Genomic DNA, 16,677 nt, shown 5'->3' on the forward strand with positions numbered 1-16,677 from the left:
CTAAAAGCAAAAACAGAAGTATACAGGAAAGCTCCATATTCCATTTGATCCACAAAATACATGTTGCTAGAAATCCAAACAAAGAACATCCACCAACTAACTAAGGAAAACATGATAAAGATTAAGTACTTCATTGTGTTTCACCATTCTCTTGTTCTATGATTTTGCTTGAAACGTTTCAAAATACTTGAGTAAACCATGTTCGGTCCCTTCTTAATTTTTAAAATGAACACACTTTATTGATATAAGAACTACACCCGATTATTAAATATAATCATTCTGCTAAAAGGTCGGTAATGTAGTCTACTAACTCTTCTTTAACTTCTTCTAGCGTTTCATCTAGTAGTTCCCCAACAATTTTACTGCCTGGAATCTTTTTTGAAATAGGCATTCCTAAGAATGATCGATAGCAATCCCATATTTTAATTGTATGTAGATCTATTAGTTCTACTTTTTCTTCTGATATACCAATCGAAATGGTGGAAATGTATTGAGGAGTAAATGGATGGTTACCTTCTCTGTGAAATTCACCATCAAAAGATAAATTCTTCTTATTAAAAAGAGGTTTGTATTTTAATAACAAATATTCAATATCGTCTGCTAAAGCTGCTTCAATATCTTTAATTCTTTGCATTAGTTCGTGTGAAAACTCTCTTTGATGATATCTCATTTTTATAATCACTTCATTTCTCAAATGTCTTTTCAGTAAACAATCTGTTGCGTTTTTTAATTCAGTAAAAAAGAGCATTAATCCTTTAAAGATTAGTGCTCCATAATGCGTATTAAATGTATCTCCCAAAAAAGAACAGTACTCTACTCTTCAATTTGAAAGTTGCATTGCCTTTTCATGGGTTTCTAAAATTAGCTTAAGCTCTGCCAGATCGCTTATCGTATAGTCGGCTGCCTCCGCTTCTTTCCAATGAGGGCTCGTTTTCCAGACGGCAATCATACCAGTATTTCTAGCAGCTTCCACGTCATTTTTGGGGTGATCGCCAACAAACATGCACTCTTCCATCTTAACGTTTAATCTTTCTGCCGCTCTCTGAAAAACTAGTGGATCAGGCTTTCTCAATCCTTCCATCTCTGATACAAGGATGGTGTCGAAATACTCTTTTATCTCTAGTGCTTGAATCGTGTCATACTGAAACACACCGTAACCGTTCGTGACCAAGCCGAGGCGATATCCTTTTTTCTTCAGCTCCTCTAGCATGCTAATAAGATTTGGAAACGGTGTGCAATGGTGCTTAAATTGCGTTAAATAATCATCGAGTAATTCTCCAGGAGGAATTCTTCTAACAGCCAGCTCCTCGGCTAGCCTTTGATACACTTTGTCCTTCCACACGTATCCGTTTTCTTCTAACTCGATAAATCGTTTCGCATACAATTTTTTAGGTATATGGGACAGTACGGATGAAAGCCGAGTATGTTGGTCCTCTACGAACTTCTTAACCGAGGTGTCGCGATCCAATAGGGTTCCGTCCAAATCAAACAGTACAGCTTTTATCAAACTAACTCTCTCCTATCCTTGCATTCTGTATATGAAGGTATGTACCCGTAATCATGACTTTGCACGCACTAAAAAGCATAGTTTAAGAAATAATTGAACTAATTCCTAGACAGAACTCCTATTTTGTTAAGCCTCTGATCTAGCTCATACTTCTGACGCAGGTGATGACGAAAATGCATACCGACAAGAGATAACCACTCTTTTGCATTCAGCCACCCAAAACCACCATGCTTCATTTTATAATTTGGGTTAATTTCTTCTACTTTTATTTCCAACTCTTTCATTCTATTGATTAGTTGATCAAGTTCTAGCACAATCTCTTCTTTACTTTTGGTGTTGTCCGGTGGAGCATCTAGTTCTTCAGGCAATTTGATTTTAATGGGAGGGAACCCACCAATATTAAAAAGGTACTCTCCGAATTCGGATTTTCCCTGATGTTGCTCTTCAACAGCTTTCTCACAATCTTCAACACTATCTAGATATTCATGAGCAACAACAATCAAATGGTCATACATTTGACCGATCGACCAAACCCCTCGTTCAGGAATAAAGCCGAGCTGTTCGTTTGAATAGTTTTGTAAAAAGCTTTTGTAGGTTTCAATTAACTTCAGATCACTCATCGTAACAACCTCCGTTTCATAACAACTAGTCTTATTCTTAACTTCAATAAAAAAGAGCACTTCTCCTTCTTGAAGAAATGCTCCGTTCGTTTGGTGTCCGTCTTTTCCCTAGTATTCCATGAAATTATTTTTGATTTTCAAAATTTTTCATCCAAATACTTGAGCAGCGATTGCATATAATTTTTGGTTCCTGTTTGGCATTGCGCTTGAATTTTTCATCATTATTGGAGGCTCATTAACTTTTTTAAAACCACATGTATGTAAGAAATTCATAAAGTCATGATGACCTGATGGCACATCAATTCTAAGATTTCCATGATGGTTGGCAGCTAACTCTTTCATGATAGAAGCGGCTATTTTGAAGTCCGGCGCAACAATCGGTCCTACTACCAGATTTATAGGACCTTGTACAGACAGACCAAAACCTATAATATGGCTGTTCTGATCTTTTACAACGATACATTGTTTCGATTGTTTGATTCGATTGTGCAAAATTTTGCTTCTCTGATCACCAAAGGCAGCTGAGTCTAGTTCCATTATTTGATGAAAATCATCTACTTTGTAAGTATCTAATGTAAATTCGTTATTAACTTCGAACGAGTTGCAGACAAAATTTTCACATAAAAACTTATGTACAACATCTACCTTTCTAAATCCTAAGCTTTCATATAATAGTTTTCCTTCATCCGTTGAGATTAGCATGATGGATGTCTCTTTAGAGACGCCAGCTATACATTGTTGAGTAACTGCCTTTCCTAATCCGAGGCCCCTATAATCTGAATGTACGATGACCATACCGATTGAGGCTAGATTTGTATCGTATGGAATGATCGCTGCACTTGAAACGAGTTTACCTTCAGGATTTTTATGTCCATAAATTTTTCCTGATGAAAGAATCGTTCTTATTTCGTTTTCATCATAGTCCCATCCGACAGATGATGAAAGCTCTATTAGACTTGAAACATCATTATTGTTAAATTGCTCTACTTTTAATACAACTCGATCTTCCGTATACATGGAGTAGCCCCCTATTGTAGTTGTACCCTTATTATAGTTTATAATTGTTTTAGGATCTTGTTTTAGGATCGACATACAAACGAAATTTTGTGAATGTTACAGGCTGCACTCCTCTTCAGTATAGGATGAATAATTAAACTGCACGTTGAATTTCAAATCATTAAATCTTTCTCACGTGGTTGCACATTATTGATAAAGATTATGTAAGGGGATGTATTTTAATGGAAATTATGTTGGATAATTTAGTTGAAGCTAAACGTCAACTTGACTCAACGATTCACAAACTAAAAGAAACCGTTAAAACGCTGGAAGGTAAAGAAAATCCAAAACGGTATAAGTCTCAGATCACCTTAGCGCAAAGACGTATAGAAGCATTCGAACTCTCCCTGTATTTGATTGAAAGAGAAATTCGTGACCTAAGCGAGAATAGCTAAGCATCTTCCACAACAAAAAAGGACCTTAGTGATAAGGCCCTCTTTTTGTTTCTTCAGTGTTTGTTCGTTATCTTATTAAAGTATTCGTTACTATTGACCATTTCCATTGCCTAATCGATTGCGCAAAGCACAGTTTGGAGCATCTGTAACCGCTCGAACACTTTCTACTCTGTTTCTACAAAGTTTTCTCCAAGCGCTGTCATTTCGAGATTCAGCCCAATTACATCTGCAGCACATATCTCTTCTTAACTGACCTTCTGACTGACGCTTTACTTTTTTGTGACAGCCACATTCATGTTCATGACGTTCAACACGCTTGTTACATCCACATTCATGATGTTGACGTTCAACGCGCTTGTTACATCCACAAGAACGATGACCTGAATTATTTCCAATCCAACCCATAACTAATCCCCCCTTAGTTCCCGAAGGTATACCTTCGATTATGATATTCTATGAAATCCCTCAGAAAGTGCTTGTACACCTATCACAGTGCCCAATCAATTCTGCTTAATTAATGCATAAAAAAGGCGTTAATCCTCTTTGGATCAACGCCTCTCTCAATAATGACTAGGATATAAATTCATCTTTCAGAAGTCCCATGACAATCGTGTCATAATATTTTCCGTCAATAAACTCTTCATTTCTTAAACGTCCCTCTACTACAAACCCACATTTTTCATAGGAACGGATGGCTTGTTCGTTCCCACTCCATGTTTCTAGTTTGATACGCTGCAAATTCATAGTCTGAAATAAGTAATGAATAAGGGTTCTCATTGCATCCGTTCCATAACCCTTGCTCCAGTATTCTTTCACACCAATTCCAATCCCTACGGAACAACTCCTCGAGATGATATTCAATCCACTATACTGGATTCCTCCAATATGTTGAGGATTCTCTCCCATCGTATAAATCGAAAATTTGTCGGTTTCACGTTTATCTATCTTTTTCACATCATTCTCGTAATCAGCCTCAACATTTTCTGTTGAAACATGGCAATAGGCGTAATATCCTGTACCCGATATCAATTTGGCTGTTTCCTCATCATTACGCCAGTCAAAAATTCGTTTGTAATCCTCTAGTGAAACAGGTCGCAGTTCTACTTTTTGTCCCTTAAGCATAAACGTGATCACATCCTTTCTATTGTTTAATCACGCAGAGAATAGCAGTTTACCAAAAACTACTTTATGAATTCAATTTGTTCGAGTAACCAAGGACTCTTTTCCTCTTTTGCATAAGTGGAAAAATACTCTTTGTTTTCCTCAATCAAGTTCCAAACCATTATTTCTTCGACATAGACCTTAAAAGGGTCTGCTTTTTTTCTTTATTTGGATCATATGCAGTGATCCAATATTCTTTGTAGTCTTCGGAATGACCTTTATCCGTTACAAAGATCATGGAAGAAATAGATAATTGAGTTTTCCCGCAAGAAGTAAGTGTTAATAAGATAAATATGAAGAGGAACTTCGGTAACTTTTTCATCTATCTATTCCTCAAATAAAAGTCTGATTGTTTGTCCATCACTAATTCCATAAAAAGGATGAATTTTCCTTCTTGGATAAAAGCAGCAAATCGTGAGATAAAGTTAAATTAACATGTAGGGAACCGAAAAAAAGACCCGCTCAGCAGGTCCTTTCTATTATTTTATATGTTTTTTAAAAACTTAAATAAGGTTGGATATTGATGCTCTGGAATGTACTGATTAAAGAAATGTGTAGCAACTAGTACTAATACTATTGTAAGAACGCTAAATATTATGACCTCTTTCATCTAGGTTATCTCCTTTTCTTTCTCAAGTGGAATTAAATTGATCCATTCTACTTAAGATGTCAGAGATAACTTGATTGATAGAGATAAGGATTAAGAAACAGGGTTTTCTTTTGAGGATTTTTAAGAGTAAGTTTTTCATCAAGTAGGTTTCCAACATGAACTTTTCTTACACTTTTGTTTTGAAAAGTATTTGAAGCTTTCTGAACCTTTTTACTCTCAATGACGTTCTTAGTCATGATTATAGAAATGTCTGCCGAGACTAATGAGTGAGCATTCCATTCATATCCTTTTACAGAAGTAGTGTTTTCGGTGTGAAAGTAATTTGGAACGAAAGACACTTTAAAACAAAGGCAAAGTAAAACCAGCAAAGAAAATATCCTCAATTTCTTAATCCCTCCCCTCTTTCAAAACTATTTTAATTTTAGCACAATAAATAACCTGTAAATATTGAGATTATCTTATGAGGATTGTTATATATAAAAACGAGGGATTCCTCTGACCTCGGAATTCCCTCGTTCTAAACTTATAAGTTTTGGTGAAAGTCACTTTGGAATTTCTTATAATGATCTTTTACTTATATCCCTCTACATCAGCTGGCTTACCAGCCTCCACGACTTCGACTAAATATCGGAAGCAATCTGGCTGTGAGCCATCGATATCTACAAAGTCATATTTCTTAGCGAGTTCTCCACTTGAAAAAGATTGTCCGTTTAATTCATGTCGGTTATCATCCATCGCTAATGCTGCTACGGCCCTTCCGACAAAGCGTGGTGTTTCAGATATGGCAAAATTCGGATCTTTCTCAATCCCATCCTGCCAGTTTTCTTCTGTTACCCCGAAGACTTCAAGCATGATCTCTGATCGCATCCAGCCTGGTGATAGAGAAACCGCTGTACACTTATACGGTGATAGTTCGTGTGACAAAGCTTTGGCCATACGAATTACAGACGTTTTGGCTAAATCGTAAAACATGGACACTCTATAATTGTTTTCATTGTATTCTTTTGTCCCATCTGTCATTTCAATCACGAGCCCACCTTTGTTCTTAATCAACAATGGAAGCGCGTAGTGGCTTGTTATCAGATGGGTATCTACAGCGAGACGAAGCATTCTTAACCCTTTTTCAAGTGAATGTTCCCATACTGGTGTACTCCATTCAATGAAATTCTCTCCGCCCCAAATATCGTTTACTAGAATATCTAATCTACCTTGTTCGTTTTCAATTCGCTCTACTAGTGCTTGTACTTGTTCAGCAACAAGATGATCGACTTGAACAGGAATTCCAACGCCACCTAGTTCGTTTACTAATTCTGCTGTTTCCTCAATGGTTTCTGGTCGGTTGTATTCTGATACTGATTTACGTGTCGTTCTGCCAGTGATATAGACTGTGGCTCCTGCTGCGCCCAACTCCATCGCAATCCCACGTCCTGCTCCTCGTGTTCCTCCAGCAACTAGTGCAATTTTTCCTTCTAAAGGTTTCATTTGCATTCACTCCTTCATTGATCTATCTTTAGTTTAACCTTTAAAGTTGACATCCATTGTCATATTAAAATAATAGGAGTAAATCGATGAGAGCAGACCGTTTAATCAGCATCTTATTGCTGTTACAAAATCATGGAAAAATGACAACTAAAGCGTTAGCCAACGAATTAGAAGTAACAGAACGAACGATTCATCGTGACATGGAAGCGTTAAGTGCAGCAGGAATTCCAGTTCTAGCCGAACGTGGAAAATATGGCGGTTGGCGGCTTGTTGATGAGTACAGAACACGCTTAACAGGATTGAAAGACAACGAGCTAAAAACGTTGTTTCTCTCCCCTTCCTTTCAGCTTTTAAGTGATCTTGGCTATACAAAAGACTGGAAAGAAGCTCGGCAAAAACTGTTAGCCGCTCTTCCGAACACTGTTCAATCACAAGCGGATAACCTATGGAACAGAATCCATATAGATATAGATTCATGGAAACAATCGAGTCAAGAGACCACTGCACTCGGTTTGTTACAACAAGCAATATGGGAAGAACGGAAAATACGTATAGCTTATGAAAAAGCAAACAAGGAAACTTCAGTGAGAATCATAGAACCATTAGGGCTCGTCGCAAAAGGACGTACATGGTATCTTATTGCCGTATCTAATACAGATCTTAAGAATTTTAGAGTGTCACGAATCAAGTCTGTAGAATTAACGCATGAATCCTTTGTCCGGCCAACTAACTTTGAACTAGCTAATTATTGGAACAAATCAAAACAAAATTTTGTTCAGAGTTTACCTGTATTTGAAGTAGAGTTGGAGGCATCTCCCGCTATTAGTCAACGGCTATCTTTCAGCGGACGCTTTGCACAAGTAGTAAGCACTAGTACACCGAGTAAAAACGGGTGGATTCCTGTCAAAATGTCGTTTGATACTAAACAAGAAGCTGCGTCATATATTGTAGGGTTTGGGGATCAATTGAAAATTATTAATCCATCCTCATTGATTGAGTCGGTTAGGGAAATCGCTGAATCAGCCATATCTCTTTATAAGTGATAAAAACTCTTTTACTTAATTATCGGCCTGGTTCTTTAAATACGTATTTATATAGGGTTCGGAATTACACGAAAAGAAAAATGAAAACGACCAAAGACGAAAGTAAGAATTCATCGTTTGAATAAATTAGTATATATTTAATCCATATATGTGTCTGTTTATGAAACCTTCTGAATTTATAAAAATGTAGAATCACTACCTACTATATTGGGAAATGGTATTTCATTCTACCGATTTTCTGTAATTAACAAATTATGTTAAAATCAAAACGAGCACTAACGGGGAGGAATCTTTATAAAAATCATATTGCATTGTTCAATAACTTTTGTGATTGTATTTCTTATAAATTGGTTCTGGACGGAGCAAAGTTTTATATTGAAACCACTAGTTGTAGGAGTGGTTTGTGGTGGGGTGTTTTATAGCAGTGAAAAGATATTTAAAAAGAAAAATTTAATAGATGAAAAAAAGCGTACTGTGTAAAAACAGCACGCTTTTTAAAGCATTCATAAATATTATTTTTTACTCCGAATTATCCTATTTCCTATATACTCGTACGCAGATCCCAAAGCTCAGGGAAGAAGCGTTGATCTAATACCTTCTTCAGATAGTTCACACCTGATGATCCACCTGTTCCCACTTTGAACCCGATGATTCGTTCTACGGTTTTCATATGGCGGAATCGCCACTGCTGTAACCAATCTTCAATATCTACAAGCTTTTCTGCTAATTCATACAGATCCCAATACTTCTCTACGTTTCGGTACACTTCTAACCACGCTGCTTCTACTGATGCGTTGTATTCATAACGCTTTGTTACATCACGGTTTAGCACTTCTTCGTCGATAGGAAGTCCCGCTTTTGCGAGTGCCTGAATGGAAACGTCGTACAAACTTGGTGTATGAAGAGCAGCGGTTAGCTGTTCGTGAAGATCTGCGTCTTTTTTGTAGATTTCTAAAATATGCGGTGTCTTATAACCAAGTGCAAATTCAATCATGCGATATTGATACGATTGAAAGCCTGATGCTTGTCCAAGCTTATCGCGAAACTCCATGTATTCCGCTGGCGTTAAGGTTGAAAGCACGTCCCATGATTCGATGATCTGAGATTGAATCTTTGAAACACGTGCTAGCATTTTAAAAGCTGAATGAAGGTTTCCGCTCTCAATCGAAGAAATTGCTGAACGCGTCTCGTGAAGGATGAGTTTCATCCATAGCTCTGATACTTGGTGGATAATGATAAACAACATTTCATCGTGATGACCGGAAAGCCTTTTCTGACCAGACAAGATCTTATCTAGGTTCAGGTATTCGCCATACGTCATTTGATTAATAAAGTCCGTGTGAAGTCCTTTTTCTGTTTCTTTGCTGTCCAATTTTTTCTGTTCTGTCATTGAAATCCACTCCCCCGACAAATTACTGGTATGTCACCGCTTTCATTATACATGATTCTTAGGGGTGTATTGAGATTTAAATTTGGACAAAAAAATAAAACCCGGAACGAATTCCGGGTTTTTTCTTACAAGGAGGTTACTGATTAACGAAGTCCGCCTAGCGCTTGTGCTACAAGACGCTTAGTGATTTCGCCACCTACTGATCCGTTTGCACGAGAAGTTGTGTCTGGTCCAAGATGTACTCCGAACTCAGCAGCGATCTCTTGTTTCATTGCGTCAAGAGCTCCTTGTGCTCCAGGAACCACGATTTGGTTGCTGTTATTACGTGCCATGCGATTTCCCTCCTTTGGGATAATATGTACGAAAAACTGAATTGTTTTCCGTTAAAAGTAGTATGGGTTAATTCTGAAAACCTATTCATAGAAATATAAATTTTTTTCAAAAAAAAAACAAGAACTCGTCATAAGTCCTTGTTCTTCAGCTCTTTGCTTAACAAATCTTCTTCTATTAGTTGTGCTCTCTTTAACTCTTTTGCAGAATGTTTCTTAAAAAAGACTACCGTTCTCCAAGCAAAAATCGTAAAGAGGGCAAGCGTAATCAAAGCCGGTATGTACTCAAGTTTGTTCTCTGGAAATACGATTGGTAACATATCTTTGCACCCTTTCGGTAAACAATTCCGTCTTATTATACCAAATCCGAACAATAATTGATATGTTATACAGCTCTATTTGTGTTGTTTCTATTAACGCTTTCTGCTTGTTTGATACGTTTATCTGTGAGTTTGGTAAGAATGATCACAATAACAATGCTTAACGCAAACCCTGCCAAAATATCAGATGGATAATGAACACCAACATAGACACGACTTAACCCGAGCAGGAACGGAAGAATCGCACCTATCACTAGAATCCAGCGCTTTTGATACCGTTGATAGAGAAGAACGGCTGCAAATAAGTAAAAGGTTGTTCCTACCATGGCGTTTCCACTCGGAAAACTGTATCCGTCTTCATCTAACAAGCGGAAGTCTTGTGGCCGTTCTCTCTGAAACATGGATTTCACTAGCAAGTTCAGACCATAAGAAACCAGAATACTTCCGATCAGCAACATGCTGATTCTCCATTGTTTCATTATGAAAAGAAAAATTGCACCGAGTAAACAGAGTCCAGCGAGCACTTTGGCGTCCCCTACGTGAGTGAAGGCTAATACGATTTCATTTAACCGATCTGTTCGGAGATTCAACACTAGCTCTCTCAAACTCGAATCGAAAGTTGTTATGAAACTTGAACTGTAAAACGAAAGACTGACAAAGGTTAAAACACATAAACTCAAAGTTATTTTCATTATTATTCCCCCTACATCTCATATTACTTCACGTCATCCAATAGTAGGAATAACAATTCGGGGGATTACGGATAAAAATGGATTTACTACGTAATTAATTGAAATTACCTCGTATAAAAATCCGATTACTACGTAATTAATGGAGATTACTACGTAATTCTTTATCTATGTTTCCCTGAAACGCACATATCAACCATTTTCCTTCTGGACAGTACACGCATACTTATCAACTCACTCTTCAAAAAGAAAAAGTCCTCCTACAAAGGAGAACTTTCGCTTTCTGCTTCACATTCTTTTATATAACGATTCCAGGGATGTTCTCTGCATTCTGTGCTGCACGAACGTTTATGCTCATGCTCACATTCTTCACACATCAACAAATGCGCGTTGCATTCTGGATTTCCGCATTTTACATAACGTTCTTCAGGGTTACCGCAGTGATAACATTTTCCGACCACAACCTCTTCACCTGTTCGGTTAACTGGTACAGAGATTCGCTCATCGAATACATAACATTTTCCGTCCCACAGTTTACCTTTGGCGATTTCATCATACCCGTAAGAGATGATTCCGCCTTCAAGCTGAGAAACGTCCTTGAACCCTTCTTTTACCAAAAATCCGGAGAACTTCTCACAACGAATACCGCCTGTGCAGTAAGTAAGGACTTTTTTATCCTTGAACTGACTGAAGTTCTCTCTTACCCATTGAGGAAGGTCGCGAAAAGTTTCCACGTCCGGTCTGATCGCATTCTTGAAATGGCCAAGATCGTATTCGTACGTGTTCCTAGCATCCAGAATCACCACATCTTCTGACTCCATCGCTTCTAGCCATTCTTTCGGTGAAAGGTGCTTACCTGTCAGTTCATTGGGATTCACATCATCTTCAAGACTTAAGTGTACGAGCTCTGGACGGACACGAACCTTCATCTTTTTGAAGGCATGTTCGTTCGATCCTTCTATTTTAAAAACGGTATCTGCAAAACGGTAATCATTCTTCATCATCTTCATGTATGCTTCAGTCTGTTCCACCGTTCCTGATACAGTTCCGTTGATCCCTTCGTTCGCTACAAGGATTCTGCCTTTAAGTCCGATTTCCTTACAAAGAGCAAGATGCTCCTCTTTAAACGCTTCAGGGTCCTCGATTGTTACGTATTTATAATACAATAATACTTGAAAGTCCATCAATACCACCTACTTATGCTTCTTAAAAAACTACCTTTCCTATAATAACAAATTATGAGAAAAAGAAAAATACAGGACGCATCCTGTATTTTAGATTTTATTTAATGTGCAGTTTCTTAAGATGTCAGCTGCCTCATGTGCCTCTTCATCCTCCGCCAATTCCAGTGCTGTTTTTCCGTCTTCTTTGGCGAGGTAAGGGTCGGCTCCTTTTTCAACAAAGTAAGCGATCATCTCAGGATCATTGTGCTGAGCGGCTTGATGTAGAATGGTCCAGCCTCCGCTCTGCTTTTCGTTTATGTCAGCTCCGTGTGATAATAGGAGACTGATCATTTCTTGGCGATTCTTCATATTTGCTGCCGCTGCATGAAGCGGGGTGTTCGCCATATTATTACCGGACTTCACATGAACATCAGCTCCTTGTTCGAGCAACAGTCTCACAATCTCAATATGTCCAAAGTGTGCGGCTAGATGAAGAGGTGACCACCCTTCACTCAGTGCGTTTATATTTGTTTCTTCTTTTTTCAAAAGTTCTTCAACCACTGTCAAATTACCATCCATTGCTGCTTGGTGCAGATTCATAGTATCCACCCTTTCTGATAGTTGTTGTAAGACTACTTCGACTTCCCGACACGAAAACCCTTTTACATACAATTATTTACAAAATTTTTCTCTCATTCCCAGTTGTTTCGCGGTCAAAATTATGTGAACATTTAAATAGTGAAAGTCGTTGGGGGAACTGGATATTCGGGGGATATTATGCGATTAAAAATATTATCTTTATCATTGGCTGCTTTTCTCGTAATGACAACTGCAGCACATGCTTCAACACCATATACGGTTCAGCAAAATGACACACTGTGGAAGATCGCACAGCACCAAAATGTAAGCGTATCAAACATAATTGGAATGAATCGATTGACCAATCATAACATCCATCCTGGTCAAACGTTATACATTCCATCTTCTTCAAATCTGCACAAAGTAGTAAATGGAGAGACACTTAACAAAATCGCTTCGGCGTCAAATGTTAGTTTATGGGCAATTCAACAGGCAAACCCACAGATCAAAGAGATCAATTGGGTATATCCTGGACAAGTAATCGAGCTGCCAGCACCTGTTGCTAAACAACAGCCAGCACCAAAAGCAGCAGCTCCAGCACAACCTTCCGTCGGTTCTACTGCTACACAAGTTTCAAAGCTTGTAAATGCAGAGCGTCAAAAAGCCGGCCTTGCCCCATTAACACTTGATGCTGAACTCAGCAATGTTGCTTTAGCAAAAGCTAAAGACATGATCCAGAATAACTATTTTGATCATAACTCACCTACTTACGGATCTCCGTTTGACATGATGCGCAGCTTTGGAATCGATTACACTGCTGCAGGTGAGAACATTGCAAAAGGACAAACTTCACCACAAGTTGTTATGACAGACTGGATGAATAGTCCTGGCCATCGCCAAAACATTTTAAGCTCTAACTACGACTCTATCGGCGTAGGCTATTTTGAGGGAGCTTGGGTACAATTATTTAAAAAATAAGGATCTTCCGCACGACTTTCCACTAAAAAACATGCAGCTTTTCTGGCCGCATGTTTTTTATTTTATATGTGTATAAATCGATTATCTGTTTTTATTTCACGAATGACATGTTGTATGTCATGAGGAGTAAGTAGACTTGTATGAAGAAGATGGTTATGGTTTAGCCCCGAATGTAGGAACTCATCAAAAAGAACCAAACATCTATCACCCATACGCTTCTCTTCAATACGCATGGCATCCCTTTTTACCAACGTATCCTTCTCTGCCCAAAGAACAACGTATTTAATCGTAACACCAAGGTCACTTAGCTGGTTACTTATCCATTCTGCATCCTTTGGAAAGATTATGTAATCGATCACAACGTCACAGTTATAATCCATGAAGTTCCTTGTAAGTTGAAGAATGTTATTCAAAATCAAATCATGCTCCTGTTTACTTTCCCAAGGCTTCTCTCTGCCGTTTATATGCATGTAACTAATATCATCACCCGATAGATATGCGCTATTAGATAAACTATTAACAAGCTCGGTTGCAGTTGTTGATTTCCCGACTCCTGCTGGTCCTGACAGGAGAAAAACGGTTCTTGCATGTTCTGTAGTCACTGGTGTTCCTCCACACTTAAAACTTTAATTCTAATTCTTCTAAAAGCGCTTTTGCACCATTCGGACTGAGTACGAACTTTCCGCCTGCACACGCAGCATTCTGATCTGTCACTTCTCCTGTAATCACGCACGAGTTATTCGGTATGTATTTCTTTAAAATAATGCGGTCATTCTCTACAAAAATTTCGATACCATCTTTAATGTCTAGATTCATCATTCGTCGCAATTCAATTGGAATAACGATTCTTCCTAACTCATCTACTTTTCTCACAATCCCCGTGCTTTTCATATGTTCTACCTTCCTTTTCCTTCTTTCCAAACGAAGTAGTAAATTCTGAACTGCATATCACCTTACTCCATCACTTGGTAAATTATGTTTTTTGCTGAATTAATCATCTCAAAAACTTTTATAAATAGGAAGAGGATATGAGTTGGGTTAATTTAATGAGCAGATAGGACTAATTTTGGTGTGAAAGATGTAAAAAAAGGATATTCCATATTTGTCATGAGTCGATAAACCTATAACATTTTCCCGAAATAAAAACCTGCAGACACATGGGCTGTTGCAGGTTGTAGTTTTCATACCGTTTTTTTCTTCCACGACAACCTCACTATTTCTGAAAATCAGAAAGACCTTTTAATGCCTTTCCAATTTTTTGATCAAAATCAATCGCATCAAGCATAGCAATGCCTTCAACAATGATGAATGTTAAAGGTGCTAGCTTCTCTTTTTCTTCCTCATCCGCTTGAATGAGTTCAGAGCAATAATGGATAAAGCTATCACCTATTTGTTTTGCAATTGAAAAATAGGGATCTTCTTTTTTGGAAGCAAGTGCTATTAGTTCAAGCCACAGCTGAATATAAGGCTTTACTACAGGTTCCTTAATTAATAGATATAAATGCGGCACCAATTGATTAAACGGAATGGGTGTTGTTTGTGCTTGTTCCAGAATGGTAATCAGGTTATCAGAAATCTGTGTCAATACCTCAGTCATAAGCTCTTCTTTGTCCTGATAATAATGAAGAAGCATCCGATCACTCGTTCCAGCTGCTTTTGCCAAATTTCTTAAACTTATGGCCTGAAGACCAGTAGACAGTATGTGTTCTGCCATTTTATCTTGTAGTTCTTGTTTACGTAATTCGCCTTTTTTCATCATATTTTCCTCGTTGCATTTTTTATGTAGTATATGCTACATTTTTATTATGTAGCAAGTGCTACATTTTTAAAACAGGAGGGATTTAGATGATGAAGAATAATGCAGTAGCAGAAGTTATGCAATCAGAGAAAACACGCTTTTTTAGTATGAAACAAACTGGAATCTTAATAGCATTCGGAATTGTCTTTTGGTTTAGTGGCGCAATGGCAGTTAAATTTGGGTATGCCTTTGGGTTATTTGGCGAGACGGGAAGTCTAATTTCCTTCATACTTGCTTTACCACTGTCTTGGCTATCTGTTCTGCTTATTATAAAAGGTGCAGGACTAAAGCCCACTCAAATTGTACCAGGTATCAGTTTAGGGCTTGCTACAGCCACATTTTTTGATGGAATTGTACTTACTTGGGGAACTTGGGTTTATGGTACGAATTCAGATCAAGTAAGTTATGGTGCAGCTTGGATCTTATGGGGAGCTTTTACGTTTTTAGCATTCTCATTCTTTGAAGCTTATAGAAAAGGAATAAAGCTCGCGTAGTTGTCAAAAAAAATACCAAATACACTTTAGCTTCAGTGTATTTGGTATTACTTCACTCTCAAAACCTGACCCGGATAGATGCTGTAGTTATTATCAAGACTGTTCCAGCTTTTAATCTGCTGAATGGTACTTCCATATTGTTGACTAAGAGCATAGACCGTATCTCCACTTACCACTGTGTGATAGATCGCTTTCTTAGGAAGGTTAAAGCACTTCACAATCCCATTCACATGTCCACGCGCAATACTTTCGATAAACGAAGCAGTTTTCAATTTATTTGCATCATTCACGTTATCAATAAAGCCGTTCTCTGTTAACAGTGCAGGCATGTTTGATTCACGTAACACATGAAAATCTGCTGTCTTTTGTCCACGATCACTGAAATTCACGAGTTTCAAAATTTCTGCATGTACAAGATCTTGGTACGTCGTTGTGGGTGCTGTAGAGCCTGGATAGATGTAATCTTCATATCCTGTTCCCCCACCCGCATTCGTATGAATGGAAAGGAAAAAATCAGCTCCCCAAGCATTTGCAGCATTTGTTCGTTCTATTAATGACTTCGTAACATCTGTTGTCCTGCTCATCAGGATTGAGACGTTGTTATATTCCGCTAGTAGAAGATCTCTGATTCGAAGTCCTATTTTTAAAGTTAGCGTTTTTTCTGTGAGGTTATTCGCAACCCCTCCTGGATCAGTGCCACCATGACCCGGATCAATAAATATTTTCACCATTTTCATCACCCCTATTATTCATAGTATGATGAAGTCTATTAAAGTGTTTGTACATTTACTAGTTTTATAGAGTAGAAATTTTAAAAACAGATAATGAGTTTGTCCAATCCCTTGTAAGATGTTCATCATAAACTATGGAATAGAGAGTATTTCATTCTCTAGAATGTATTTAAAGATAATGGGGTGTCTTTTATGCGAAGTTTCTTAAGTTTATTAAACGGTTTGTTGGCAGATAAAAAAGTGCGTAAGAGTAAAAAGAACAAAAAAAGAATTGGCTAACAACCAATTGCCTAACTTCAATTATGAAGTTAGGCTTACATACATAAACGTTA

Annotated in this window: 22 protein-coding genes; 4 read left to right on the forward strand and 18 right to left on the reverse strand. The window is 37.8% G+C overall.

Annotated features, from left to right (window positions below; all coding sequences use genetic code 11):
• Window positions 1-274: 274 nt before the first annotated feature.
• From ACNJYY_RS12285 to ACNJYY_RS12300, 4 genes are all read right to left on the reverse strand, one after another.
• Complete coding sequence (locus tag ACNJYY_RS12285; RefSeq protein WP_416728737.1) at window positions 275-670, reverse strand: hypothetical protein; 396 nt, start codon at window positions 668-670, stop codon at window positions 275-277.
• Between the two features lie 150 nt (window positions 671-820).
• Window positions 821-1,507, reverse strand: coding sequence for an HAD family hydrolase (locus ACNJYY_RS12290; RefSeq protein ID WP_416728738.1), 687 nt, complete (start codon window positions 1,505-1,507; stop codon window positions 821-823).
• A gap of 98 nt (window positions 1,508-1,605) precedes the next feature.
• Complete coding sequence (locus tag ACNJYY_RS12295) at window positions 1,606-2,127, reverse strand: DinB family protein (RefSeq protein WP_416728739.1); 522 nt, start codon at window positions 2,125-2,127, stop codon at window positions 1,606-1,608.
• A gap of 147 nt (window positions 2,128-2,274) precedes the next feature.
• Window positions 2,275-3,144, reverse strand: a complete 870-nt coding sequence (locus tag ACNJYY_RS12300; protein ID WP_416728740.1) for a GNAT family N-acetyltransferase — start codon at window positions 3,142-3,144, stop codon at window positions 2,275-2,277.
• Between the two features lie 221 nt (window positions 3,145-3,365).
• On the opposite strand from ACNJYY_RS12300, the gene ACNJYY_RS12305 reads away from it, so the two are divergent.
• Window positions 3,366-3,578 (forward strand): hypothetical protein, encoded by a 213-nt coding sequence (locus ACNJYY_RS12305; protein ID WP_416728741.1) that lies wholly within the window; start codon window positions 3,366-3,368, stop codon window positions 3,576-3,578.
• Window positions 3,579-3,668: 90 nt separating this feature from the next.
• Here ACNJYY_RS12305 and ACNJYY_RS12310 read toward each other — a convergent pair whose 3' ends face one another.
• From ACNJYY_RS12310 to ACNJYY_RS12325, 4 genes are all read right to left on the reverse strand, one after another.
• Window positions 3,669-3,983 (reverse strand): hypothetical protein, encoded by a 315-nt coding sequence (locus tag ACNJYY_RS12310; RefSeq protein ID WP_416728742.1) that lies wholly within the window; start codon window positions 3,981-3,983, stop codon window positions 3,669-3,671.
• 165 nt (window positions 3,984-4,148) lie between these two features.
• Window positions 4,149-4,700: a GNAT family N-acetyltransferase gene (locus ACNJYY_RS12315; protein ID WP_416728743.1), complete on the reverse strand. Its 552-nt coding sequence runs from the start codon at window positions 4,698-4,700 to the stop codon at window positions 4,149-4,151.
• A gap of 160 nt (window positions 4,701-4,860) precedes the next feature.
• Window positions 4,861-5,061 carry a hypothetical protein gene (locus ACNJYY_RS12320; protein ID WP_416728744.1) on the reverse strand — a complete coding sequence of 67 codons (201 nt, stop codon included), beginning with the start codon at window positions 5,059-5,061 and terminating at the stop codon, window positions 4,861-4,863.
• Window positions 5,062-5,919: 858 nt separating this feature from the next.
• Window positions 5,920-6,831, reverse strand: a complete 912-nt coding sequence (locus tag ACNJYY_RS12325) for an SDR family oxidoreductase (RefSeq protein WP_416728745.1) — start codon at window positions 6,829-6,831, stop codon at window positions 5,920-5,922.
• An 86-nt stretch (window positions 6,832-6,917) separates the two neighbouring features.
• Between ACNJYY_RS12325 and ACNJYY_RS12330 the strand changes: the two genes are divergently transcribed.
• Window positions 6,918-7,874, forward strand: a complete 957-nt coding sequence (locus tag ACNJYY_RS12330; protein ID WP_416728746.1) for a helix-turn-helix transcriptional regulator — start codon at window positions 6,918-6,920, stop codon at window positions 7,872-7,874.
• A gap of 541 nt (window positions 7,875-8,415) precedes the next feature.
• Here the strand turns inward: ACNJYY_RS12330 and kynA are convergent.
• The 6 genes from kynA to ACNJYY_RS12360 all read right to left on the reverse strand — a co-directional run bounded on the left by kynA (window position 8,416) and on the right by ACNJYY_RS12360 (window position 12,365).
• Window positions 8,416-9,264: a tryptophan 2,3-dioxygenase gene (gene kynA, locus ACNJYY_RS12335; protein WP_416728747.1), complete on the reverse strand. Its 849-nt coding sequence runs from the start codon at window positions 9,262-9,264 to the stop codon at window positions 8,416-8,418.
• 143 nt (window positions 9,265-9,407) lie between these two features.
• Window positions 9,408-9,596: an alpha/beta-type small acid-soluble spore protein gene (locus ACNJYY_RS12340; protein WP_066395381.1), complete on the reverse strand. Its 189-nt coding sequence runs from the start codon at window positions 9,594-9,596 to the stop codon at window positions 9,408-9,410.
• A 128-nt stretch (window positions 9,597-9,724) separates the two neighbouring features.
• Entirely contained in the window at window positions 9,725-9,913 is a 189-nt protein-coding gene (locus ACNJYY_RS12345; RefSeq protein WP_197130365.1) for a hypothetical protein, read from the reverse strand.
• A gap of 65 nt (window positions 9,914-9,978) precedes the next feature.
• The gene (locus ACNJYY_RS12350) at window positions 9,979-10,605 is read right to left on the reverse strand and encodes a phosphatase PAP2 family protein (protein WP_416728748.1); all 627 of its coding nucleotides are present in this window, start codon (window positions 10,603-10,605) and stop codon (window positions 9,979-9,981) included.
• Between the two features lie 257 nt (window positions 10,606-10,862).
• A complete protein-coding gene (locus tag ACNJYY_RS12355; RefSeq protein WP_416728749.1) occupies window positions 10,863-11,786 on the reverse strand; it encodes a rhodanese-related sulfurtransferase in 924 nt (307 codons plus the stop codon).
• 90 nt (window positions 11,787-11,876) lie between these two features.
• Window positions 11,877-12,365 carry an ankyrin repeat domain-containing protein gene (locus ACNJYY_RS12360; RefSeq protein ID WP_416728750.1) on the reverse strand — a complete coding sequence of 163 codons (489 nt, stop codon included), beginning with the start codon at window positions 12,363-12,365 and terminating at the stop codon, window positions 11,877-11,879.
• Window positions 12,366-12,542: 177 nt separating this feature from the next.
• Here ACNJYY_RS12360 and ACNJYY_RS12365 point away from each other — a divergent pair, with 177 nt between their 5' ends.
• Entirely contained in the window at window positions 12,543-13,322 is a 780-nt protein-coding gene (locus tag ACNJYY_RS12365) for a LysM peptidoglycan-binding domain-containing protein (protein WP_416728751.1), read from the forward strand.
• 62 nt (window positions 13,323-13,384) lie between these two features.
• Here ACNJYY_RS12365 and ACNJYY_RS12370 read toward each other — a convergent pair whose 3' ends face one another.
• The 3 genes from ACNJYY_RS12370 to ACNJYY_RS12380 form a co-directional block, all read right to left on the reverse strand.
• On the reverse strand, window positions 13,385-13,924 hold the full coding sequence (locus ACNJYY_RS12370; protein ID WP_416728752.1) for an AAA family ATPase: 540 nt from the start codon (window positions 13,922-13,924) through the stop codon (window positions 13,385-13,387).
• Window positions 13,925-13,940: 16 nt separating this feature from the next.
• A complete protein-coding gene (locus ACNJYY_RS12375) occupies window positions 13,941-14,213 on the reverse strand; it encodes an AbrB/MazE/SpoVT family DNA-binding domain-containing protein (protein ID WP_416728753.1) in 273 nt (90 codons plus the stop codon).
• Window positions 14,214-14,535: 322 nt separating this feature from the next.
• Window positions 14,536-15,081, reverse strand: coding sequence for a TetR/AcrR family transcriptional regulator (locus ACNJYY_RS12380; RefSeq protein WP_416728754.1), 546 nt, complete (start codon window positions 15,079-15,081; stop codon window positions 14,536-14,538).
• Window positions 15,082-15,167: 86 nt separating this feature from the next.
• Between ACNJYY_RS12380 and ACNJYY_RS12385 the strand changes: the two genes are divergently transcribed.
• A complete protein-coding gene (locus tag ACNJYY_RS12385; protein ID WP_416728755.1) occupies window positions 15,168-15,614 on the forward strand; it encodes a hypothetical protein in 447 nt (148 codons plus the stop codon).
• A gap of 47 nt (window positions 15,615-15,661) precedes the next feature.
• Here ACNJYY_RS12385 and ACNJYY_RS12390 read toward each other — a convergent pair whose 3' ends face one another.
• A complete protein-coding gene (locus tag ACNJYY_RS12390; protein ID WP_144699549.1) occupies window positions 15,662-16,345 on the reverse strand; it encodes an N-acetylmuramoyl-L-alanine amidase in 684 nt (227 codons plus the stop codon).
• Window positions 16,346-16,677 lie beyond the last annotated feature (332 nt).

The organism is Fictibacillus tiangongensis (assembly GCF_048083785.1).
In the GTDB taxonomy this organism is placed as follows: Bacteria; Bacillota; Bacilli; order Bacillales; family Fictibacillaceae; genus Fictibacillus.

Bases quoted from the DNA above. Each gene is read 5' to 3' on its own strand.
- ACNJYY_RS12285 (WP_416728737.1), bottom strand. From the start codon at position 670: ATGAGATATCATCAAAGAGAGTTTTCACACGAACTAATGCAAAGAATT.
- ACNJYY_RS12295 (WP_416728739.1), bottom strand. From the start codon at position 2,127: ATGAGTGATCTGAAGTTAATTGAAACCTACAAAAGCTTTTTACAAAAC.
- ACNJYY_RS12300 (WP_416728740.1), bottom strand. From the start codon at position 3,144: ATGTATACGGAAGATCGAGTTGTATTAAAAGTAGAGCAATTTAACAAT.
- ACNJYY_RS12305 (WP_416728741.1), top strand. From the start codon at position 3,366: ATGGAAATTATGTTGGATAATTTAGTTGAAGCTAAACGTCAACTTGAC.
- ACNJYY_RS12310 (WP_416728742.1), bottom strand. From the start codon at position 3,983: ATGGGTTGGATTGGAAATAATTCAGGTCATCGTTCTTGTGGATGTAAC.
- ACNJYY_RS12315 (WP_416728743.1), bottom strand. From the start codon at position 4,700: ATGCTTAAGGGACAAAAAGTAGAACTGCGACCTGTTTCACTAGAGGAT.
- ACNJYY_RS12320 (WP_416728744.1), bottom strand. From the start codon at position 5,061: ATGAAAAAGTTACCGAAGTTCCTCTTCATATTTATCTTATTAACACTT.
- ACNJYY_RS12325 (WP_416728745.1), bottom strand. From the start codon at position 6,831: ATGAAACCTTTAGAAGGAAAAATTGCACTAGTTGCTGGAGGAACACGA.
- ACNJYY_RS12330 (WP_416728746.1), top strand. From the start codon at position 6,918: ATGAGAGCAGACCGTTTAATCAGCATCTTATTGCTGTTACAAAATCAT.
- kynA (WP_416728747.1), bottom strand. From the start codon at position 9,264: ATGACAGAACAGAAAAAATTGGACAGCAAAGAAACAGAAAAAGGACTT.
- ACNJYY_RS12340 (WP_066395381.1), bottom strand. From the start codon at position 9,596: ATGGCACGTAATAACAGCAACCAAATCGTGGTTCCTGGAGCACAAGGA.
- ACNJYY_RS12345 (WP_197130365.1), bottom strand. From the start codon at position 9,913: ATGTTACCAATCGTATTTCCAGAGAACAAACTTGAGTACATACCGGCT.
- ACNJYY_RS12350 (WP_416728748.1), bottom strand. From the start codon at position 10,605: ATGAAAATAACTTTGAGTTTATGTGTTTTAACCTTTGTCAGTCTTTCG.
- ACNJYY_RS12355 (WP_416728749.1), bottom strand. From the start codon at position 11,786: ATGGACTTTCAAGTATTATTGTATTATAAATACGTAACAATCGAGGAC.
- ACNJYY_RS12360 (WP_416728750.1), bottom strand. From the start codon at position 12,365: ATGAATCTGCACCAAGCAGCAATGGATGGTAATTTGACAGTGGTTGAA.
- ACNJYY_RS12365 (WP_416728751.1), top strand. From the start codon at position 12,543: ATGCGATTAAAAATATTATCTTTATCATTGGCTGCTTTTCTCGTAATG.
- ACNJYY_RS12375 (WP_416728753.1), bottom strand. From the start codon at position 14,213: ATGAAAAGCACGGGGATTGTGAGAAAAGTAGATGAGTTAGGAAGAATC.
- ACNJYY_RS12380 (WP_416728754.1), bottom strand. From the start codon at position 15,081: ATGATGAAAAAAGGCGAATTACGTAAACAAGAACTACAAGATAAAATG.
- ACNJYY_RS12385 (WP_416728755.1), top strand. From the start codon at position 15,168: ATGATGAAGAATAATGCAGTAGCAGAAGTTATGCAATCAGAGAAAACA.
- ACNJYY_RS12390 (WP_144699549.1), bottom strand. From the start codon at position 16,345: ATGGTGAAAATATTTATTGATCCGGGTCATGGTGGCACTGATCCAGGA.